This is a genomic window from Paraburkholderia sp. BCC1886 (genome assembly GCF_900996245.1).
In the GTDB taxonomy this organism is placed as follows: domain Bacteria; phylum Pseudomonadota; class Gammaproteobacteria; order Burkholderiales; family Burkholderiaceae; genus Paraburkholderia.
Map to the genome: position 1 here is coordinate 211,296 of NZ_CAAJGK010000074.1, position 21,538 is coordinate 232,833.

Below are 21,538 nucleotides of genomic sequence, written 5' to 3' on the forward strand. Positions count from 1 at the left end.
CTATGATCGTCGGCCCAGCCAATACGACCCGCCCGGCGGGCAAAAAAATCATGACGGACATCAACGCACAGTTCACCCAGGCCCAGGAAGACGTCAAGCAACTGCCGGAGCGTCCGGGCAATCTCACCCTGCTGCGTCTGTACGCGCTCTTCAAGCAGGCGGCCGATGGCGACGTGAACGGCGACAAGCCGGGTTTCGCCGATATCGTCGGCAAATACAAGTACGACGCATGGGCGGCGCTCAAAGGCACGGATCAGGATGCGGCCAAGCAGCAGTACATCGACCTCGTCGAATCACTGAAGAGCGGCGCCTCCGCCTGATCGCATCAAAGGTGAAAAGACAAGTTGGTTAGCGACCCAAACGTGAACCCGAACGCACCCCCAACGCCGGCCTGACCGATTTGTCTAAGAAAATTCCAAGATTTGTCCAAAGCGGAATAGTTTTACCCAGGAAACGTCTTAACAGTGGCGCAGTGCAACAAAACTCTATACAATCCTGCCTGCGCTTCACTGCTTTGCCCGGCTTTCCTCTAGCGGCCCTTGCGGCGCAGCGCCTCGTAGCGTTTAGCTCCAATCCAGTTTAGAACCTGTCCCCTCCTGCCTAGCCCCCTACGGGCGATCATGTCCCAGGCTGGCGGCACGCCGTGTTGGCATGTCGCATCCGATACAGCTTCTAACAAAAAGCTCGCCTTCACTGTTGCGAGCTGCCCCCGTTTTTCGATTTGCTCGCTGCTTCTTTGCTCGCTGAATCCGACGACTTGGGTATGCCGATTGGCGCCGACGTTTTAATTCCCAGCAATACCAGGATCGTTACCAAGGATTCTCATGACTTCGAGCATTACCCCCAACAGCCCGCTGAACGCCATCGCCGACCAGGCCCTCGGTCTCGCCGACGCACCCGTGCAAATCGCCGCAGAAGTGGCCGTTGCACCGGAAGCCGTCGCCGCTGAAGCCGCTGCGCCCACCGGCCCGTCGTTCGCGTCGCTGGGTCTTTCCGCGGACGTCGTCTCCGCGCTGACCGCAGCGGGCTATCAGAACCCGACGCCGGTTCAGCAACGCGCGATCCCCGCCGGCATCGCCGGCCGCGATCTGATGGTGTCGAGCCCGACCGGTTCGGGCAAGACCGCCGCGTTCATGCTGCCCGCCATCGAACGTTTCTCGCAACTGCAAAAAGCCCAAGCCAGCCAGCCGCGTGAACCGCGTCCGGCCGACGGCGCCCGCACCACGCGCCGCCCGCAACCGGTTGCCCGTCCGACCATGCTGGTTCTGACGCCGACCCGCGAACTGGCCATGCAAGTGACCACCGCTGCCGCCACCTACGGCAAGCACCTCAAGCGTCTGCGCACCGTCAGCATTCTGGGCGGCGTCGCTTACGGTCAACAGCTGATGCTGCTGGCGAAGAACCCGGAAATCCTGGTTGCCACGCCGGGCCGTCTGATCGACCATCTGGAACGCGGCCGTATCGACCTGTCGCAACTGCAGATTCTCGTGCTCGACGAAGCCGACCGCATGCTCGACATGGGCTTCATCGAAGACATCGAAACGATCGTCGCCGCTACGCCGGCTACGCGTCAGACGATGCTGTTCTCGGCCACGCTCGACGGCAAGATCAGCTCGCTCACCGGCCGTCTGCTGAAGGACCCGGAGCGTATCGAGATCGTGCAACGCCTCGAACAACGTACCAACATCGCGCAAACCGTCCACTACGTGGATGACCGCGATCACAAGGATCGTCTGCTCGACCATCTGTTGCGCGACGAAGGCCTCGACCAGGCCATCGTTTTCACCGCGACCAAGATGGACGCGGACCAACTGGCCGGCCGTCTGGCCGACGCCGGTTTCGAATCGGCCGCCCTGCACGGCGACCTGCCGCAAGGCGCGCGTAACCGCACCATCCGCGCACTGCGCGAGCGCCGTGTGCGCGTGCTGGTGGCAACGGACGTCGCGGCTCGCGGTATCGACATCCCGGGCATCACGCACGTGTTCAACTACGACCTGCCGAAGTTCGCCGAAGACTACGTGCACCGTATCGGCCGTACCGGCCGTGCTGGCCGCTCGGGTATCGCCGTGAGCCTCGTGCATCACGCGGAACAAGGCGCGTTGAAGCGTATCGAGCGCTTCGTGCGCACCCCGCTGCCGGTCAACGTCGTGGTCGGCTTCGAGCCGCGCAAGTCGGCACCGTCGGGCACGGGTCGTCCTGGCTTTGGCGGCCGTGGCCGTCCGGGCGGCGGCAATGGCGGCGGTCGTCGCTTCGGCAGCGGTGCTGGCAAGCCGGCAGGCAGCGGCGGCGGTAATGGCGGCAACGGCGGCGCACGCAGCGGTAGCGGCACGGGCGGCAGCTGGGCCGGCAAGTCGGCAGGCGGCGGTTCGCGCGAAGGCTTCGGCGGTTCGCGCGACGGCGGCTACGGCGCACGCCGCAGCGACGGCCCGCGTACGGCGCGTCGCGGCAGCTAGGTCGGACTTGCGAAACCCGCCGCAGAATCGGGTGGCGGGTGGATCAAACGAAAAACCGGTGCTCAGGCGCCGGTTTTTTTTCGTCCTGAATTTGCGCTCGACGTCCGACGGTCAGCAAACCGCGATTCTCACGATGTGGCGAATTTTTTTGCGTCGTAAAAAGTGGTGCTGCAGAGCACAAGCGCCCGATTGCAGGATGGAAAAACGCGCTTCTCGATATGAAAACCAGTCGATAAGTACATGATTTAATTGAAGAATAAATTTCATATTTTCACCGCGCAGCCTCTATTGCGGTGCCTCCGACTTGCCTAGACTCTTCTATAAGACTTCACGAACACCTAATCGCCCATCCGGCACGGACAGCCGGTGCCGCTAAATAACGCCTGACACACCACCACGAAAGGCGCTGGAGGCGATGCAGTCACCGCCCCGTCAGAGGGCGATCGCCGCAGGGAGGAACGTCCTCCGGGGTCAGCAGGCCAAGGTCTTCGGGCCGGAACCTGAGAGACGGAAGGACGCAGCAGTGAAGAAAGCCAGCACAACCGATTGTGCGGCGAACATCGGACGCGCCGGCCTTACCGCCGGCGCGTTTTTTTGCGTGTCAGCGATAAACGATCACGGGGATTTTCGTATGCGTCAGCACTCGCTGCGTTTCGCTGCCGATCAGCAAACTCCCCAACCCGCGCCGCCCGTGCGAGGCCATGAAGATCACATCGCAACCGCCCCGCTCGGCCGCCTCGATGATGCCCAGATACGGCGACGGATGCGCGCTCGTGCAACTGTCGAACGCGACGCCCACCCGGCGCGCCGCCAGTTCGACCTCGCGCAGATGCACGCGTGCTTCGCGCTCGCTACGCTGCAGGAACTCGGACGGCGGCTCGACGACGACATCGGAAAACGGCGAATACGGATAGTGCGGCAGACAGGCATAAGCGGTGATATGCGCGCTGACGGCCTGCGCGAGATCGATCGCGCCGTTGATCGCCTTGCGCGACAACTCCGAGCCGTCGGTCGGAACCAGAATGTGCGTGAACATGAGATGACCTCCATCGCCGGCCACGTGCAACGTGGCGCCGGCGTCCTGCGAGGCTCTGCGTGCGAGCCGCTCAATCGATTGTAGTTAACGCGACGAGCGGCACGCGGGCTTTCGGTTTGCTTTCCGGCGCGTTTTCCGACGAGCCGGCCTCAGCCCCAATAGACCGGATCGGCATAGGTCTCTTTCAGGAAGTCCAGAAAGAGCCGTACCCGCAGCGGCAGATGACGCCGTTGCGGGAACACCGCGTGAATGCCGATAGGCGGCGCGGCGAATTCGTCGAGTACCGTCGCGAGACGCCCTGCCGCGATGTCCGTGCCGACTTCCCACCACGATCGCCAGGCGAGACCGTGACCGTCGAGACACCAGTCGTGCAGCACGGCGCCGTCCGAGCACTCCATCGTGCCGGACACCTTGATGGACACCACCTTGTCGCCTTGCTGGAACATCCAGCCGCGCTGCTGGTTCGCGCTCGCGCCGAGCGCGAGACAGTTGTGATGCGCGAGATCGGCGAGACTGCGCGGCGTGCCGCGCCGGCTCAGATACGACGGCGACGCCACGCAGACGCGCCGGTTCTCGCCCAGCTTGAGCGATACCAGCGACGAATCCGGCAACTCGCCGAGGCGCACGGCACAGTCGAAGCCCTCGTTGACCAGATCGACGAGCCGGTCGGACAGGTCGAGCGTGACGGACACGTCCGGATGCGCGAGCGTGAAAACCGGCACCAGCGGCGCTACGTGACGACGCCCGAAACCCGCCGGCGCCGACAGCCGCAAATGACCGCTCGCTTTTACGCCGCCCGCCGACACGCTGGCCTCGGCGTTCTGCATGTCGTGAATGACGCGCTGACAGTCTTCGAGAAACGCCGAACCCTCGAACGTCAGCGTGATCTTGCGAGTGGTGCGTACCAGCAGCTTGACGCCCAGACGCTCTTCGAGCGCGTCGATGCGGCGGCCGATGATCGCGGGCGCGACGCCTTCGGCGAGCGCCGCGGCCGACAGGCTGCCCTTGGCTGCCACGGCGACGAAAGTCTCGATCTGCTTGAAACGGTCCATGTGTTTAAGACGGCGAGTGCGTGAAGCGCATCACATTAGGTATAGAAAAGTAAAAGATCAAGTTATCTTTAGCCTATTTTTTAACGCAAAGCATCACTAATACAATCCGTCCTGACCTCTGACAGGAGCGCACGGCTATGTCGGCCATAACGACACACGTCCCCCGAGCGGCTTCCCCGCTCGTCCCCTGCCCCGCGCGCACGCCTGTTCAGCGATATCACGCTCGACGCATTTTCATCTCAGCACCGCTGCAATCTGACCGACCAAGGAAAAATCATGGCGAACTCGCTGTCATCGCTTTCGCTGCCGCAAGGCATGCAAATCTCTGCTGAAATCAAGCCGGGTTACGAAACCATCCTCTCCCGCGAGGCGCTCGAACTGGTCGCCGCGTTGCATCGCACCTTCGAGCCGCGCCGCCGGCAACTGCTGCAGGCTCGCGCCGAACGCACGAAGCGGCTCGACGCCGGCGAGCGCCCCCACTTTCTCGCAGAAACCCGCAGCGTGCGCGAGAGCGACTGGACGATTGCACCGCTGCCGCAGGATCTGCAATGCCGTCGCGTGGAAATCACCGGGCCGGTTGAACGCAAGATGATCATCAACGCGCTCAACTCCGGCGCGGATTCGTACATGACCGACTTTGAGGATTCGAACGCGCCGAGTTGGGATAACCAGGTCACCGGGCATCTGAATCTGAAAGACGCGGTGCGACGCACGATCTCGCTCGAACAGAACGGCAAGTCGTACAAGCTCAATGACAAGGTCGCGACGCTGATCGTGCGGCCGCGCGGCTGGCATCTCGACGAGAAACACGTGACGGTGGACGGGCAACGCGTGTCGGGCGGCATTTTCGACTTCGCACTGTTCATGCATCACAACGCGAAGGAACAGGTCGCGCGCGGCACGGCGCCCTACTTCTATCTGCCGAAGCTCGAAAGCCATCTCGAAGCGCGCCTGTGGAACGAGATTTTCGTCGCGGCTCAGGAAGCGGTTGGCGTGCCGCGCGGCACGATCCGCGCAACCGTGCTGATCGAGACGATCGTCGCCGCGTTCGAGATGGACGAGATTCTGTACGAGTTGCGCGAGCATAGCTCGGGCCTCAACGCGGGTCGCTGGGACTACATCTTCTCGGCCATCAAGAAGTTCAAGGCCGATCGCGACTTCTGCCTTGCGGACCGCTCGCAGATCACGATGACCGCGCCGTTCATGCGCGCGTATGCGTTGCTTCTGCTGAAGACCTGCCATCGCCGCCAGGCGCCTGCAATAGGCGGCATGAGTGCGCTGATTCCGATCAGGAACGATCCGGCAGCGAACGCTAAGGCGATGGGCGGCGTGCGCTCCGACAAGGCGCGCGATGCCGGTGACGGTTACGACGGCGGTTGGGTCGCGCATCCGGGCCTCGTGCCCATCGCGATGGAAGAGTTCGTGAAGGTGCTCGGCGATAAGCCGAACCAGATCGGCAAGCAGCGCGACGACGTGCAGGTGAGCGCCGCGGATCTGCTGGACTTCCGCCCCGAAACGCCGATCACCGAAGCGGGGTTGCGCAACAACATCAACGTCGGCATTCACTACTTGGGCTCGTGGCTCGCGGGGAATGGCTGCGTGCCGATTCACAACCTGATGGAAGATGCCGCGACCGCGGAAATTTCGCGCTCGCAGGTGTGGCAGTGGATTCGCTCGCCGAAGGGCAAGCTCGACGATGGACGCAAGGTCACGGCTGAACTCGTGCGCGCGTTGTCGGCCGAGGAACTCGCCCGTGTGATGCAGGCGGTGGGCGGCGATACGACGCACTATGAACGCGCGGCTCGGATTTTTGAAACGATGTCGACGTCCGAAGACTTCACCGAGTTTCTGACGCTGCCGTTGTACGAGGAGATCTAAGTCCGGCTGGCTGGCGTCATGTCGTGCTCTGCGTGACATGGCATGGCATGACGCCTTTGGAAAAAATATCAACGCGTGGCGCGGTAGCTCACCCAGTCGCCCGATCTGATCTCGGGCAGCCCTTTGACGGACGCCGGCGCGACCGGATAGAAGCGGCAGTTCACGACGTTATCGTCGACCTTCAACATCACCTCGCGAGCGAGAAAGCGCTCTTCCAGCTCCGGGTCGATTCCCTCGATGGCGTCCAGTATCGCGACCAGCTGGTCGTCGATCTCATACACGTCCCCGACGATATCCACGCCTCCCTCGTCGACGATCAGCCCCGGGTAATCGCCGAAGTCGAACAGGTGGCCACGCATCGTGGCTCTGCCCAGCAGGTTCGGTGCGTCGATCTCATTGCGGGCCGCGGCCTCGCTAATGTCGTTCACTTCGCCGGCACGCAGCGTGCCGTAGACAAAGACGGTCTGCATTGTCGTGGATTCTCCTTGAGTGTCGGTGTGAATGGCGGGCGTCGGCCGGCTTGCCGATTATGCACCGGTCGCCGCCGGGCCTACGCCCTACAATGGGAGGCTCGTTTTGCGCGGGAGTTCCGCGCTGTCTGTGGATGCCATTGCGGTTCGACACTGCGGTTCGCGCCGCGTGTGCCACTGCCGCAGCTTTCGAACGCCGCCATCTGGATCGATCTTCGTCATGACTTCGTCCGTGGATAACGACCTGTCGGGTCAGGTCCGCTTCGCCCACATACCGCCCGAGTTCCAGCCGACCGACACGCACCCGATCCGCGTACGCTCGCGGCCGATGCCCGCGGGCTGGCGCATCGCCAGTCATACGCATGCGTGGGCGCAGGTGGCCTACGCGTCGCGCGGCGTGCTGCGCGTGGCCACCGCCGGCACCACGTGGATGGTGCCGCCGTCACGCGCGATCTGGCTGCCGCCTCACGTGACGCACGAAGTGTTCGCCGTCGAAGAAGCGTTTCTGCGCACGCTCTACATCACCGAAAACACCGTACCGGCCGGGCTGGACTCGCCGCGTGTGGTGGAGGTATCCAATCTGCTGCGTGAAGTGATTGCCGCGCTCGATACGCTCGACCTCCCGGCTACTCGCGAACAACTGCTCGGCGCGCTCGCGCTCGATGAACTCACGCGCTCGCAACCGCTGCCACTGTCCGTGCCGATGCCCAACGAGAAGCGTCTACGGGCCTTGTGCGAAGCCGTTATCGCCGATCCGACGCACGGCGAGTCTCTGGAACAATGGGCGTCGAGCGTCGGGGCGAGCACGCGGACGATTGCGCGGCTGTTTCGCCAGGAACTCGGCGTGAGCTTTTCGCAGTGGCGCCAGCAGGCCATTCTCGCGCGAGCGATTCCTTTGTTGAGCCAGGGGCGGCCACTCTCGGTGGTGGCGCAGGCACTCGGCTATCAGAGTCAGAGCGCGTTCTCCGCGATGTTCCGGCGAGCGTTCGGCGAAAGTCCGCGTGCATTTATCGAACGTGGTTCGGAACATCGCGCGCCCGATGGCGAGGCAGGAGACGCCGCCGGTGAGGATGACGAGATGGCGCAGGATCGGAGTGGTGCAGCGTAGCGCAGCAATGGCTCTGCGCTGCGCATTATCCGCGTATCAAACCCGCCGGGCCAGATGACGGATCGCGCCGAGTTGAGCCAGCCTCGGCCCCGCCGGCTTATATCCTTTGCGGTGATAAAGACGGGCGGCGGGATTGTCGACGAAGACCCGCAACTGCAACTCGCGCAGACCGCGCTCACGCGCCCATTGATGTGAGATATCCAGCAGATACGTTCCTGCGCCGAGCCGGCGATGGCCCTCGGCAATCTGCACGTCGCGGATATGGAGCGAGTCGCCTTCCTGCGTGATACGTAGCACGCCGATAGGCTGGTGGTCGATTTCCAGAATGAAGTTCTCCGACTCGCGCCAGCTGCCGAGGAACAGATCGCCACGCCAGACCAGATGATGCCGCCGGTAATAGCCGCCCATGTTGTTGCGGGTCAGTGCTTCGGCGAACTCGAAATCGTCCATGCTGGCCTGACGCAGATGAAACGGTGACGGAGCTTCGGTGGGATCGAACATGGCGGGACGGCGAAGGTGAGTCGGGACAACGTTAGAACACGCCGCGCGCAGTGGCAATGGCTATTTGTCCCGAGCATACCCAGGCGAAGCGGCCTGCGGAATAAAAAAAGCCCACTTCGAAAGAAGTGGGCTTTTTAAAATCTGGCGGAGCGGACGGGACTCGAACCCGCGACCCCCGGCGTGACAGGCCGGTATTCTAACCAACTGAACTACCACTCCAGTTTTGCCTATCAAGACTTGCGAGCGTTGGTTTTTTCTCTGCAAGCTGCACTGCTTTATTGTTTGACTCAACACTAAAGCGACGCTGATATCTGGCGTCCCCTAGGGGATTCGAACCCCTGTACTCACCGTGAAAGGGTGATGTCCTAGGCCTCTAGACGAAGGGGACATAATCTTTTCAGATTTGTCTTTATCTCGCTGCTTCTGGTTTGCTTCTTGTTGCTAACTGGCTTTAAAACCGCCTAATTCGCTCCAGAAGCAGCAAAGACCGATATTCTAACTACGTTACAACTGCTTGTGAAGTCTTTTTTGCTACAGGTTTTTAGCTACCAAACCCAGACCACACCGGCCTAACACTGCTCTGATGGTGGAGGTAAGCGGGATCGAACCGCTGACCTCTTGCATGCCATGCAAGCGCTCTCCCAGCTGAGCTATACCCCCCTTGCAGAACAGAAACGAGATTCTAGAGGCCAAACTTCGCTTTGTAAATACCCTTTGAGCAAATGCATGCGACTTTTTTCGCTAGCCGCATGCAAACCCTCTCAAATCAAGGACTAAGCCGCAAACACAAATCGGCACCAGGCCGATTTCAGGCCAAAACCCCTTCGATACGGCTCACGACGACGTCGCGCCCGAACAGCATCAACACGCTGTCGATCGACGGCGTATGCGTGGTGCCCGCCACGAGCAGACGCACTGGCATGGCCAGTTGCGGCATCTTCAGCTTGTGGGCGCCGAGCGTCGCCTTCAACGTGGCCGCGATCGCTTCCTTCGTCCATTCGACCGTCTTCAAGGCGGTGGCGAGATCGGCCAACGCCGGGCGTACCGCTTCGGTGACGTGCTGCGCGAGCGACTCCGCATCGGGCGCCGGCGTGCGATAGAACATCGCGGCGTTGTCCGCGATTTCCTTGACCGTCGACGCACGGTCTTTCAGCAGTCCCACCACGGCCACGAGATCGGCGCCCTGCTCGATCGCGGCCGCCTCGATGCCCGCTTCGGCGAAGAACGGCCGCGTCAGTTCGGCGAGGCGCGCGTTATCCGCTTCCTTGATGTAGTGCGCGTTGAGCCACTTCAGCTTGTCGTGATCGTATTGCGCCGGCGACTTGCCCAGATGATCCAGATCGAACCATTCGACGAACTGCTCGCGCGAGAAAATTTCCGCGTCGCCATGCGACCAGCCCAGACGCGCGAGATAGTTGACCACCGCTTCCGGCAGGAAACCCGCGTCGCGATAACCCATCACGCTCATCGCGCCGTGACGCTTGCTCATCTTCTCGCCCTCTTCGTTAAGGACGGTCGGCAAGTGCGCATACACCGGCGGCTCGGCACCGAGCGCGCGCAGGATGTTGATCTGACGTGGCGTATTGTTCACGTGGTCGTCACCGCGAATCACGTGGGTGATGCGCATGTCCAGGTCGTCGACCACCACGCAGAAGTTGTAGGTGGGCGTACCGTCCGGTCGCGCGATGACGAGGTCGTCCAGTTCTTCGTTCGCGATTTCGATGCGGCCCTTCACCGCGTCGTCCCAGGCCACCACACCACTGAGCGGATTCTTGAAACGCAGCACGGGCTCGACGCCCGCCGGCGGCTGCGGCAAGGTCTTGCCCGGCTCCGGGCGCCACGTGCCGTCGTAACGCGGCTTCTCGCCCGCCAGACGTTGACGCTCGCGCAGTGCATCGAGTTCTTCCGTCGACATGTAACACGGGTAGACGAGCCCCGCAGCCTGCATCTGCTCGAGCACTGCGCGATACCGGTCCATGCGCTGCATCTGGTAGAACGGGCCTTCGTCGATATCGAGATCGAGCCACGCCATGCCCTCGAGAATCGCGTCGACGGAGGCGGAGGTGGAACGCTCGACGTCGGTGTCCTCGATCCGCAGCACGAAGGTCCCTTTCATCTTGCGCGCGAACGCCCACGGATAGAGCGCGGAGCGAATGTTGCCCAGGTGGATGAAGCCGGTGGGACTCGGTGCGAAACGGGTACGGACGGAGGTGGTCATTAGCGGTTACTCGAAGACTGGCGCCGGCGCAAAACGGACGTGACCGTGAGGCGCGGCAGCGAAGCGCGCTCATGCAGCCGATGAGCCGGGCATGGGCACGAAGGAATTAAATGCGAGAGCCGGATTATACCTTCCGGGACTTGCGGGCCGCCCTCGTCCGAATGGCCAGGGGCGCGTGAGGCAGGCGGTCCAAACGGCGGTGAAGCAGGCCATCGAAGCGGCACGCAAAACCGGCGCGACCGCGCTCACACGCCACGCTTCCACCATCGCTCCGTGCAACGTTTCATTACCGGCGCCCGCGTGCGCAAAGCTTTGTTTTATGATGTGCGCGCGCTGCGCCCGGAGCTCGAAGCACAGCGCATCGAAAGCCTGGAATCGCCGACGGCGATGCTGTCCGTTTGACCACCTGCCCGATCGCGGCACAGGGCGACGCCGTTCGTGCAGCCCGCGCCGTTGCTGGAGAACTCGTTGAAATCCTCGTCCCCTCGTCTCGCCCGCCGTCACTTCTCGCTGGCAGCCGCCTCGGCCGTGCTCGCCGCCTGCACCACGACCGGAACGGGCGGCAAGCCCGACAGCTCGTCGACTGTCGCCAGCACCTCGGGCAATAGCGTGCCGCCGCTCGACAAACCGCAACGGCCGTTGCGCATCGGGCTCGCGCTCGGCGGCGGCGCTGCGCGCGGTTTCGCGCACATCGGCGTCATCAAGGCACTGGAGGCGCGCAATATCCAGGTGGATCTGGTGGCCGGCACGAGCGCCGGCTCGGTGGTCGGCGCACTGTACGCGTCGGGTATGAACGGCTTCGCATTGAACAAGCTCGCGCTGACCATGGATGAAGCGTCCATCAGCGACTGGGCCATGCCGTTTCGCACGCGCGGCTTTCTGCAAGGCATCGCGCTGCAGAACTACCTCAACACGACGCTCAACAACCGCCCTATCGAAAAGATGGCCAAGCCGCTCGGTGTCGTCGCCACCGACCTGCATACCGGTGCGCCAATCCTGTTCCAGCGCGGCAATACGGGCATCGCCGTGCGCGCGTCGTGCAGCGTGCCGTCGATTTTCGAGCCAGTGAAAATCGGCGGTCACGAGTACGTGGACGGCGGTCTGGTTAGCCCCGTGCCGGCCGCGTTCGCGCACAAGATGGGCGCCGATTTCGTGATTGCCGTCGACATCTCGCAGCGCCCCGAAACCGGTTTGACCAGCAGTTCGTTCGATGTGCTGATGCAGACCTTCACGATCATGGGACAGACCATCAAGGCCTATGAACTCGACAAGTACGCTGACGTCGTGATCCGCCCGAATCTCGCCGCGATGAGCGGCAGCGATTTTTCGCAGCGTAATGCGGCGATCCTGGCGGGTGAGGAAGCGGTGGCGAAGTTGATGCCGGAGTTGCAACGCAAGCTGGCCGCAAGCCGGGCCGCGGTGTAACCGGAGGTTGCGCTGGACGCGAAAACGTCCAGCCCCGGCTGGAAAACAAAAAAGCCTGCTTGAAACAAGCAGGCTTTTTTCTTGCAGAGCCTCCGACGAGCGCTCGAGCGGCTTGAACAACCCGTTACTGGTTGCCGCCGATTGTCGCATTCACGCGCTTGCGCAGATCTTCACCTTCCTGATAGGAGGTTTCGATCCGGCGTGCACCGGTGAAGCGCTTTTCCCAATAACCGCTATCCAGGTCGTCCACCCGAATCGTGCTGCCCGTAGACGGCGAATGCACGAACTTGTTGTCGCCGATATAGATGCCAACGTGCGAGAACGTGCGGCGCATGGTGTTGAAAAACACCAGATCGCCCGGCTTCAGGTCGCTCACGCGCACCTTTTCACCGACCCGGCTCATCTCTTCGGCGCGGCGCGGCAGGGCCATGCCCAGCGTGTCCTGGAACACGTAGCGCACGAAACCGCTGCAGTCCAGACCTGAGTCGGGGGTGTTGCCGCCCCAGCGGTAGCGCACGCCGATCATATTCAGCGCACCGACCACCACGTCGCCCGCTTTACCGGCCATGCCGGACAGGAACGACTTGGCACCGCCGCTGCTTTCCGGTGCAGCCGGTTGCGAGGTCAGAGAAGAGGAGGAGGACAACGAGTTCGACCCGCTGAGGGTCGAAGCTGAGGCATTTTGGAGCGAACCGCTCGCTTCGTCGGCGAAAGCGCCGGGAGCTGCTGCTATCAAGACGCCAATGAACATCCCGGCGACGACGCGCGTACAAGCCTGGGTTAGATTTCTGTGCTGCATTGGTCGGTAGTTTTTGCCAAAGAATCAGTGAGCTACGGAAAAGTTTGGTCGATACTAGCCAGTAAGTATTTGTGTGTCAAAACAAATAGAAAAATACAATCGAGACACGCACCCAATTGGTGAAAGGGTGAAAAATTAGTGATCGAGCGCCGCTTTCAGCAGCTTTCGCGTGTAAGGGTGCGCGGGCGTCGCAAAAATCTGCTCAACCTCTCCGCTTTCGACGATGGAACCGTTCTGCATGACCGCCACACGGTGTGCCATTGCCCCAATCACCGCAAGATCGTGGCTGATAAACACGAAGCCGAGGTTGTACTTCTGTTGCAACCCGGCCAGCAGCTTCAGCACTTGCTGCTGGATCGACACGTCGAGCGCGCTGGTCGGCTCGTCGAGGATCAACAGGCGCGGTTCCAGCACTAGCGCGCGCGCAATTGCTATCCGCTGACGCTGGCCGCCGGAAAATTCATGCGGATACCGCTGCAGCACGGTCCGGTCGAGACCGACCTCGCGCAACACCGATATCACCTTCTCGCGGCGCGCTTCGCGGCTCATCGACGGCCGGTGCAACGCGAGTCCTTCGCCGACGATCCGCTCGATAGTCTGCCGCGGCGAAAGCGAACTGAACGGGTCCTGAAAGACGACTTGCATATTCGACCGTAAGGCGGTCTGCTCGGCGCCGCGATAGCTGCCGAGCGCCCTGCCCTGAAACTCGATGTCGCCGTGCGCGGTGCGCTGCAGTCCGAGCAGCGCCATCGCGAGCGTCGACTTGCCCGAACCCGATTCGCCGACGATCCCCAAGGTCTCGCCCTGACGCACCGCCACGCTCGCCTCGTTCACCGCGCGAAAACGGCCGGCGCGAAACCAGCCGCTCACGCCCGGCAGTTTGGTGCGGAAGTCGACCGAAACGTCGCGCGCTTCGAGCAGCACCGGCGAGATCGGCAGCACCGGCACCACGGTGCGCACCGGGCGGCTGGCCAGCAGACGCTGCGTGTACGGATGCTGCGGCGCCTCGAACACCTGCTCGACCGGCCCGCTTTCGACGAGAACGCCGTGCTCCATCACCGCCACGCGTTGCGCGAAATTGCGCACGAGGTTCAGGTCGTGTGTGATCAGCAGTACGGCCATGCCGCGCTTCTGCGCTTCGTCGCGCTGCAGTTCCAGCAGCAGTTCGACGATCTGCGCGCGGATCGTCACGTCGAGCGCGGTCGTGGGTTCGTCCGCCAGTAACAGGCGCGGGCGGCACGCCAGCGCCATGGCGATCATCGCGCGCTGCCGCTGGCCACCCGAGAGCTGATGCGGATAGCTGTTGACGCGTTTGCCGGGCTCCGCAATGCCGGTGCGCCCCAGCAGCGCGACGGCCCGTTTGCGGGCCTCGCCGGCCGGCACACCGTCGTGCACGACGATGGTCTCCGCAATCTGATCGCCGACCGTGTAGAGCGGATTGAGCGCCGTCATCGGCTCCTGAAAAATCATTGCGATGTCGGAGCCGCGCAGACCGCGCATTTCGCGTTCGCTTCGGGCGAGCAGATCTTCACCGTCGAGCCGGATCGCGCCGCTTACCTGCGCGTCGCTCACGAGGCGCAGGATCGACAACGCGGTCACGCTCTTGCCCGAACCCGATTCGCCGACCAGTGCGACGCGCTCGCCGCGCTGGATCGCGAGCGACACGTCGTTCACGGCCACCGTCTCGCCGAAGCTGACGCGCAGGTGGTCCAGTTCCAGCAAAGGCGGCACGCCAGCCCGTTGCGCCGCATTGTCGAAGGACACGCTCACTGATTGCCTCCCGCGCGCATCGCATCGGAGATGCGCGTGTCGAGCGCATTGCGCAACGCGTCCCCCATGAAGGTCAGGAGCAGCAACATCGCCACCAGGACGCCGAAGGTGAACAGCGAGATCCACCACGCGTCGAGATTCGCTTTGCCCTGGGCCAGCAGTTCGCCGAGACTCGGCGTCGGCGACGGCACGCCGAGGCCGAGAAAGTCGAGACTCGTCAGCGCGAGAATCGCCCCGCTCATCCGGAACGGCAGGAACGTGATGACCGGCGTCAGACTGTTGGGCAGCACATGGCGCCACATGATCTGCCAGTTCGACAGGCCCATGGCCCGCGCCGCCCGCACGTAGTCCTGGTGACGATTGCGCAGAAACTCCGCGCGCACGTAATCGGACAACCCGATCCAGCCGAACAGCGAGAGCAGCACGATCAGCAGGATGAAGCCCGGCTCGAAGATCGACGAGAAAATGATGAGCAGATACAACTCGGGCAGCGCGCTCCAGATTTCGATCAGCCGCTGCCCGACGATGTCGATCCGTCCGCCGAAGTACCCCTGCACCGCGCCCGCTGCAATGCCCAGAACGGTGCCGATCAGCGTGAGCACCAGCGCGAACTCCACCGACACGCGAAAACCGTACAGCAGACGCGCGAACAGGTCGCGCCCGCGGTCGTCGGTGCCGAGCCAGTTGTCGTGCGACGGCGGCGCCGGATTCGGCGCCTTCGAGAAGTAGTTCAGCGTGTCGTAGTAGTAACGGTTCGGCGGATACAGCACGAAGTTGCCGGGCGTCTCCAGACGCTTCACGACGTACGGATCTAGGTAATCGGCGGGTGTCGGGAAGTCGCCGCCGAAGGTGGTTTCGGCGTACGTCTCGAACATCGGGAAATACAGATGCCCCGCGTAGCGCACCACGAGCGGTTTGTCGTTCGACCACAGCGGTCCCGCCAGGCTCGCCGCGAACGCGACCACGAACACGATCAGACTCCAGTAGCCCAGCCGCTGCTGGCGAAACCGCTGCCACACACGGCGCGCAGGCGACGGCGAAATGAAGGCGCGCGCGGTTTCGGCGCGCGCGGCCGCATCGGTCGAGAGACGGGTTCGATTCATCAACGGTCCAGTTGTTCGAATTGGATGCGGGGATCGACCCACACATAGCAGAGGTCGGAAACCAGCTTGGTCGCAAGGCCAATCAGCGTGAACAGATACAGCGTGCCGAGCACCACCGGGTAGTCGCGCCGCATGACCGATTCGTAGGACAGCAGGCCGAGCCCGTCGAGTGAGAACAGTGTCTCGATCAGCAGACTGCCGGTAAAGAACGCGCCGATGAACGCCGCCGGAAAACCGACGATCAGCGGCAGCAGTGCATTGCGGAACACGTGCTTCCACAACACCCGTTTCTCCGACAGACCCTTGGCGCGCGCGGTCAACACGTATTGCTTGCGAATCTCGTCGAGGAACGCGTTTTTCGTCAGCATCGTCACCACCGCGAAGCTGCCCACCACCGACGCCGTGATCGGCAACGTGATGTGCCACAGGTAATCAACGATCTTGCCGCCGAGGCTCAGCTGCGCCCAGTTGTCCGAGGTGAGGTTGCGCAGCGGAAACAGCTGCAGGAACGAGCCGCCACCGAACAGCACCAGCAGCAGCACGCCGAGTACGAAGCCCGGTATCGCATAACCGATCAGCACGACGAGGCTCGTTGCGATGTCGAAACGCGAACCGTTGCGCACGGCTTTCGCAATGCCCAGCGGCACGGAAATCAGATAAGTGAGGAAGAACGTCCACAAGCCGATGCTGATCGACACGGGCAGTTTTGACACGATCAGCGACCACACGCTCTGATGACGAAAATAGCTCTGCCCAAGGTCGAAGGTCGAGAAGCGCTTGAGCATCAGACCGTAGCGCTCAAGCGGCGGCTTATCGAAACCGTATAGCGCCTTGAGTTGCGCGATCTGTTGCGCGTCGACGCCGGTGTGAGCACGGAGCCCGAATGGCGCGCCGTGCTCGGCGCCCTTGCGCAGTTCGAGCTGCATCTGCTCGACCGGACCGCCCGGCACGAACTGGATCACGACGAAGGTGAGCGTCAGCACGCCGAGCAAAGTCGGGATCATCAGCAACAGGCGTTTGAGGATGTAGCTCCACATGGCGGCGTTTCCGGTTTCGCTGCGACGGCGGTGAATGAAGTTCGTGCGCGGGTGTATTGAATGCGTTACTGCCTGGGTCCGGCAGACGGGTCGAGCCACCATGTCGACGTAATCCAGCCTTCCGCGCCGTAGTAAAGCGGCAGCGTCTTCGGCCACGCGAGCCCGCGCCTGAACGCCACCCGATGCGTCGCGCTGTACCAATGCGGCACCACATAGTAGCCATGCATCAGCACCCGGTCGAGCGCGTGGGTCGCATCGACCAGTTGCTCGCGCGTCTGCGCCCGCACGAGCGCGTTCAGGATCGCGTCGACCACCGGCGACTTCAGCCCGATCGCGTTGTCCGATCCGGGTGTGTCGGCGGCCTTGCTGCCGAAGCGGTCGATCTCTTCCGAACCCGGCACCTGCACGTCCGGCATGCGGATCGTGGTGGTGTCGAAATCGAATGCATCGAGACGCTTCTGATACACCGCGAAATCCGACACGCGAAACGTCGCCGTGATGCCCAGCTTCTGCAGATTGCGGATGAAGGTCGCGATGATCGGCTCCATTTGCGCGGCCGAGCCGGAGTCGTCGAGTATCTCGAACTGGAACGGCTCGCCTTTGGCGTTGCGCAAAGCGCCGTCGCGATAGGTCCAGCCCGCCTGCTGCAACAACGCGCGCGACTGCAGCAGATTGGCGCGCAACGAGCCTGGCGGATCGGTGTCCGGTTGCGCCGGCGGCGGCCCGAATACCGCGGGATCGAGTTGGGCGCGCCACGGTTCGAGCAATGCGAGCTCGCCAGGCGTCGGCAGCCCTTTCGCCTGCAAGTCGGTGTTGACGAAGAAGCTGTCGATGCGCCTGTACTGATTGAAGAACAGTTGCCGGTCGAGCCATTGAAAGTCCAGCGCGAGGTCGAGCGCATGACGCACGCGAACGTCCTGAAACAACGGTCGCCGGGTATTGAGCATGAAGCCCTGCATGCCGGTGCCGTTATGTTGCGGGAATTCGCGTTTGATCAGCTCGCCGTCGTCGAACTTCTTGCCGACATCGCGCCGGACCCAGTTACGCGCGACGTATTCGACCATCGCGTCGTACTCGCCGGCCTTGAAGGCTTCGAGACGCACCGTGCTATCCGAATACAGCTTGTAGACGATGCGCTCGAAGTTGTTCGTGCCCACGCGTACGGGCAGCGCGGCGCCCCAATAATTCGGGTCGCGCCGATACGTGATCGTGCGGCCGTTGTCGTAGTGCTCGATCAGATATGGGCCGCTGGCGATGGGTTTTTCGAACGCCAGCTGGTCGAACGCGACGCGAGTGCCGTCCGGCTTCACGCCCCACTTGCGCGAGAACACCGGCATGCCGCCGGCCAGCAGCGGCAACTCGCGATTGCGCTGCTGGAACTCGAAGCGGATCGTGTGCGGATCCACCACTACCGCGCGCGTGATGGCCGCAAAGATCGAGGCGAATTGCGGCGCGGCTTGCGGACTCTTCAGCGTGTCGAGCGAAAATTTGACGTCGTCGGCCGTTACCGGATCGCCGTTCGAAAAACGCGCGCGCGGATTGATGTGGAAAGTCGTGGACATGCCGTCCGCCGCCACGTCGATGTCGTCGGCAAGCAGGCCGTAGGCAGACGCGACTTCGTCGCTGCTGCCGGTCGTGAGGCTTTCGAACATCACGTCCACGCCGGGCGCGGTATTGCCGCGCAACGTGAACGGATTGAATTTATCGAAGCTCGTGAGCCGCCCGGGATTCGCCATGACCAGCGTGCCGCCCTTCGGCGCATCGGGATTGACGTAGTCGAAGTGCTTGAAATCCGCCGGGTATTTGGGTTCGCCGTATTGCGCGATGGCGTAGACCGCGTGCGCCTGCGAAGAAGCAAGTAGCGCGGCCATTGCGCTTAAGCTGACAAGCGCTGCCGCGCCAGCCGATCGCCATGAACGTAGCAGCACGGGAAGACCGACACGCGAAGAGTTGAGCATCACGCTGCTACGAAAAGCACGAGGCGTGTGAACCCTTCGCGAGCCAGTTGTCATTGGAGCCTTGTCAGTCGGGTAGCGGTTGCAAAGTGACAGAATTCTACCCAATAAATCCGCGCTTCCAGAAAGCCCTCGGGCATAAGACCTTTGCATGCCATCAACGAAGACTTCGTGAGCGCATTGCAAACCGCCAGCCATAAAAAAACCGCCCTTTCGGGCGGTTCTACTTGCCGATCGCTGATGCCAGCTATGCTCAATGCCAGCCGCCGCGATTGTCGTAGTGGTCACGACGATAATCGCCGCCGCGGCCCGGAGGATGACGGCGATACCAATCGTCGCGGCCCCAGTAACGTCGGCCGTCCCAATAACGGTCGCCATGCCAGCCGATGACGATGGCCGGACCACCGTAGCCATAGCCATACACGGGTGCCGGTTGATACACGACCGGCGGCGGAGGCGGAGGCGGCGGTGCGTAGACCGGCGCAGGCGCCACATACACCGGTGCGGGAATACCGATGTTCACGCCGACATTCAGACCGCCGGCCATTGCAGCGCCCGACGCGGCCAACGCAACTACCCCGATAACAAATGGAACAAAACGAGTGGACTTCATGGATCACCCTTTCGACGAATGTGTGTTGTTGGCGGAAATATAGCGCAAGGCAGCGCAACGCGTATTTCAACTTTGTAATAACTGATGCATAAAATCGCATTCACACGCGCTACGTAACGTCTGGTTACAAGCAACGAAATTGCGGTGAAAAGGTGACGGCGTTGTTACTTGAGCGTCGTTCTTCGATTGAAAGAAACATTGCGATCAGCCTGGTTGCGATTTACTTCGGCATCCCTGGTATTGAGACAAATCGAAGCCCACGTGCAGGGCTACTCATTGGCACTCTGCCGCATCGTCATTGAACGCATGCCAGGATAAGCGGAGCAGAAAAAACAAAACCCCGCAGAGCCTAGACTCTGCGGGGTTCTCTCTACCACTTCTGGCGGAGACGGAGGGATTCGAACCCTCGATCCAGGTTTTGGCCCAGATGCTCCCTTAGCAGGGGAGTGCCTTCGACCTCTCGGCCACGTCTCCCAAACTTTCGGTTGCGCAGGGAGTCAGCGCAACGAAGCCAAGATAATAGCGGGCCGAACCGGGAAGGTCAATGTCTGACGAACACTTTTTGTGCCAGTTTCGTCGACGCTTACGACTGATCCAGCTCGAATGCCTTATGCAGCGCGCGCACTGCGAGCTCCATGTACTTTTCGTCGATCAGCACGGAAATCTTGATTTCCGACGTCGAGATCATCTGGATGTTGATGCCCTCTTCCGACAGCGTGCGGAACATCGTGCTGGCAATGCCCACGTGCGAGCGCATACCGACACCGACCACCGACACCTTCGACACCTTCGGATCGCCCAGCACCTGCTCGGCTTTAACATGACCCTTCACCTGGCCCGTGAGGATGTCCATGGCGCGCTGATAATCGCCGCGGCCCACCGTAAACGTGAACGCCGTTTTGCCTTCGACGCTCTGGTTCTGGATGATCATGTCGACGTCGATATTCGCGTCCGCCACCGGGCCGAGAATCTGATACGCGATACCCGGCTTGTCGGGCACACCCATCACGGCGATACGAGCTTCGTCGCGCTGGAACGCGATGCCCGAGATGACTGCTTTTTCCATGGTCTCGTCTTCTTCAAAAGTAATCAGCGTGCCCGACTTCATTTCGATATCGAGCGGGATGAGCGGATCGGTCAGGCTCGACAGCACGCGCGTCTTCACCTGATATTTGCCGGCGAATTCCACCGAGCGGATCTGCAGCACCTTGGAACCCAGGCTTGCCATTTCCAGCATTTCTTCGAACGTCACACGGTCCAGACGGCGGGCTTCTTCCACCACGCGCGGGTCGGTCGTGTACACGCCGTCCACGTCCGTATAGATCAGGCACTCGTCGGCTTTGAGCGCCGCTGCGACCGCGACCGCCGACGTGTCCGAACCGCCGCGCCCGAGCGTCGTGATGTTGCCGTCCGGGTCGATACCCTGGAAGCCGGTAATCACCACCACCTTGCCCGCTTCGAGATCGCGCAACACGCGCTCGCCGTCGATTTCGCTGATGCGCGCTTTGCTGAACGCGCTATCGGTTTTCACCGGCACTTGCCAGCCGGCGTAACTGACCGCGTCGACGCCTGCGTCCTGCAGCGCGATGGCGAGCAGTCCCGAGCTGACCTGCTCGCCGGTGGCGGCGATCATGTCGAGTTCACGCGGACTCGGCTGACTGTTGATTTCTTTTGCGAGACCGAGCAGACGGTTGGTTTCGCCCGACATTGCCGACGGCACGACGACCATCTTGTGACCGGCCTTATGCCATTTCGCGACGCGCCTGGCGACGTTCTTGATGCGCTCGACCGAGCCCATCGAGGTGCCGCCGTATTTATGTACGATGAGTGCCATTGTCGTTCTGAACTGGAGGAGAAACCGCGCTGACGCACTGGAGACGACCCCACAAAAGCACTGGAGCGTAACGTCTCGTGAACGACGGCAGAGTGTGTGGGCGGCGTAGATGCAGCACGCGTGCAGCACGCGCGGATTTGCCCGGAATGGTCGCTAGCAGGTCACCAGAAACAGCGCGGGGTAAGCGCACGAACGGATGGAAAGCGGTGCAAAACCGGTAAAAGCGACGGCTAAAGCGCGCCGGGCAAACAAGCTAAATTACCCGATCAGACGCAAAAAGACAAGC

18 protein-coding genes and 4 tRNA genes are annotated in these 21,538 nt (G+C 62.2%); 6 read left to right on the forward strand and 16 right to left on the reverse strand.

The window, feature by feature from the left end:
- The first annotated feature begins 50 nt into the window (after positions 1 to 50).
- Positions 51 to 320: an acyl-CoA-binding protein gene (locus FQ746_RS25480; protein WP_144112766.1), complete on the forward strand. Its 270-nt coding sequence runs from the start codon at positions 51 to 53 to the stop codon at positions 318 to 320.
- A gap of 504 nt (positions 321 to 824) precedes the next feature.
- A complete protein-coding gene (locus FQ746_RS25485; protein ID WP_144112561.1) occupies positions 825 to 2,453 on the forward strand; it encodes a DEAD/DEAH box helicase in 1,629 nt (542 codons plus the stop codon).
- A gap of 601 nt (positions 2,454 to 3,054) precedes the next feature.
- On the opposite strand, the gene FQ746_RS25490 is transcribed toward FQ746_RS25485, so the two are convergent.
- Together FQ746_RS25490 and FQ746_RS25495 are read right to left on the reverse strand one after the other, a co-directional pair.
- Entirely contained in the window at positions 3,055 to 3,489 is a 435-nt protein-coding gene (locus tag FQ746_RS25490) for a universal stress protein (RefSeq protein WP_144112562.1), read from the reverse strand.
- Between the two features lie 149 nt (positions 3,490 to 3,638).
- Complete coding sequence (locus FQ746_RS25495) at positions 3,639 to 4,541, reverse strand: LysR family transcriptional regulator (protein ID WP_144112563.1); 903 nt, start codon at positions 4,539 to 4,541, stop codon at positions 3,639 to 3,641.
- 276 nt (positions 4,542 to 4,817) lie between these two features.
- On the opposite strand from FQ746_RS25495, the gene aceB reads away from it, so the two are divergent.
- The gene (aceB, locus tag FQ746_RS25500; protein WP_144112564.1) at positions 4,818 to 6,419 is read left to right on the forward strand and encodes a malate synthase A; all 1,602 of its coding nucleotides are present in this window, start codon (positions 4,818 to 4,820) and stop codon (positions 6,417 to 6,419) included.
- Positions 6,420 to 6,487: 68 nt separating this feature from the next.
- On the opposite strand, the gene FQ746_RS25505 is transcribed toward aceB, so the two are convergent.
- Positions 6,488 to 6,889: a gamma-glutamylcyclotransferase gene (locus FQ746_RS25505; protein ID WP_144112565.1), complete on the reverse strand. Its 402-nt coding sequence runs from the start codon at positions 6,887 to 6,889 to the stop codon at positions 6,488 to 6,490.
- 220 nt (positions 6,890 to 7,109) lie between these two features.
- Between FQ746_RS25505 and FQ746_RS25510 the strand changes: the two genes are divergently transcribed.
- A complete protein-coding gene (locus FQ746_RS25510) occupies positions 7,110 to 7,997 on the forward strand; it encodes an AraC family transcriptional regulator (protein WP_144112566.1) in 888 nt (295 codons plus the stop codon).
- Between the two features lie 36 nt (positions 7,998 to 8,033).
- On the opposite strand, the gene FQ746_RS25515 is transcribed toward FQ746_RS25510, so the two are convergent.
- The 5 genes from FQ746_RS25515 to gltX form a co-directional block, all read right to left on the reverse strand.
- Positions 8,034 to 8,498 carry a GNAT family N-acetyltransferase gene (locus FQ746_RS25515; protein ID WP_144112567.1) on the reverse strand — a complete coding sequence of 155 codons (465 nt, stop codon included), beginning with the start codon at positions 8,496 to 8,498 and terminating at the stop codon, positions 8,034 to 8,036.
- Between the two features lie 142 nt (positions 8,499 to 8,640).
- A tRNA-Asp gene (locus tag FQ746_RS25520) sits at positions 8,641 to 8,717 on the reverse strand.
- Positions 8,718 to 8,810: 93 nt separating this feature from the next.
- A tRNA-Glu gene (locus FQ746_RS25525) sits at positions 8,811 to 8,886 on the reverse strand.
- Positions 8,887 to 9,082: 196 nt separating this feature from the next.
- Positions 9,083 to 9,158, reverse strand: a tRNA-Ala gene (locus FQ746_RS25530).
- Positions 9,159 to 9,306: 148 nt separating this feature from the next.
- Positions 9,307 to 10,716: a glutamate--tRNA ligase gene (gene gltX / locus FQ746_RS25535; protein WP_144112568.1), complete on the reverse strand. Its 1,410-nt coding sequence runs from the start codon at positions 10,714 to 10,716 to the stop codon at positions 9,307 to 9,309.
- 273 nt (positions 10,717 to 10,989) lie between these two features.
- Between gltX and FQ746_RS35335 the strand changes: the two genes are divergently transcribed.
- Positions 10,990 to 11,118, forward strand: coding sequence for a hypothetical protein (locus FQ746_RS35335; protein WP_260854165.1), 129 nt, complete (start codon positions 10,990 to 10,992; stop codon positions 11,116 to 11,118).
- Positions 11,119 to 11,184: 66 nt separating this feature from the next.
- The gene (locus tag FQ746_RS25540) at positions 11,185 to 12,141 is read left to right on the forward strand and encodes a patatin-like phospholipase family protein (RefSeq protein ID WP_144112569.1); all 957 of its coding nucleotides are present in this window, start codon (positions 11,185 to 11,187) and stop codon (positions 12,139 to 12,141) included.
- Between the two features lie 124 nt (positions 12,142 to 12,265).
- Here the strand turns inward: FQ746_RS25540 and FQ746_RS25545 are convergent, their stop codons facing one another.
- The 8 genes from FQ746_RS25545 to FQ746_RS25580 all read right to left on the reverse strand — a co-directional run bounded on the left by FQ746_RS25545 (position 12,266) and on the right by FQ746_RS25580 (position 21,252).
- Complete coding sequence (locus tag FQ746_RS25545; protein ID WP_144112570.1) at positions 12,266 to 12,940, reverse strand: C40 family peptidase; 675 nt, start codon at positions 12,938 to 12,940, stop codon at positions 12,266 to 12,268.
- Between the two features lie 135 nt (positions 12,941 to 13,075).
- Positions 13,076 to 14,704, reverse strand: coding sequence for an ABC transporter ATP-binding protein (locus FQ746_RS25550; RefSeq protein WP_144112767.1), 1,629 nt, complete (start codon positions 14,702 to 14,704; stop codon positions 13,076 to 13,078).
- 2 nt (positions 14,705 to 14,706) lie between these two features.
- Positions 14,707 to 15,813, reverse strand: coding sequence for an ABC transporter permease (locus FQ746_RS25555; RefSeq protein WP_144112571.1), 1,107 nt, complete (start codon positions 15,811 to 15,813; stop codon positions 14,707 to 14,709).
- Entirely contained in the window at positions 15,813 to 16,850 is a 1,038-nt protein-coding gene (locus FQ746_RS25560) for a microcin C ABC transporter permease YejB (protein ID WP_144112572.1), read from the reverse strand. The genes FQ746_RS25555 and FQ746_RS25560 overlap by 1 nt, the downstream gene beginning before the upstream one ends.
- A gap of 65 nt (positions 16,851 to 16,915) precedes the next feature.
- Positions 16,916 to 18,721 (reverse strand): extracellular solute-binding protein, encoded by a 1,806-nt coding sequence (locus FQ746_RS25565; protein ID WP_409932428.1) that lies wholly within the window; start codon positions 18,719 to 18,721, stop codon positions 16,916 to 16,918.
- A gap of 337 nt (positions 18,722 to 19,058) precedes the next feature.
- Positions 19,059 to 19,418 (reverse strand): hypothetical protein, encoded by a 360-nt coding sequence (locus FQ746_RS25570; protein ID WP_144112574.1) that lies wholly within the window; start codon positions 19,416 to 19,418, stop codon positions 19,059 to 19,061.
- Positions 19,419 to 19,798: 380 nt separating this feature from the next.
- Positions 19,799 to 19,892, reverse strand: a tRNA-Ser gene (locus tag FQ746_RS25575).
- Between the two features lie 109 nt (positions 19,893 to 20,001).
- Entirely contained in the window at positions 20,002 to 21,252 is a 1,251-nt protein-coding gene (locus FQ746_RS25580) for an aspartate kinase (protein ID WP_144112575.1), read from the reverse strand.
- Positions 21,253 to 21,538: the final 286 nt, after the last annotated feature.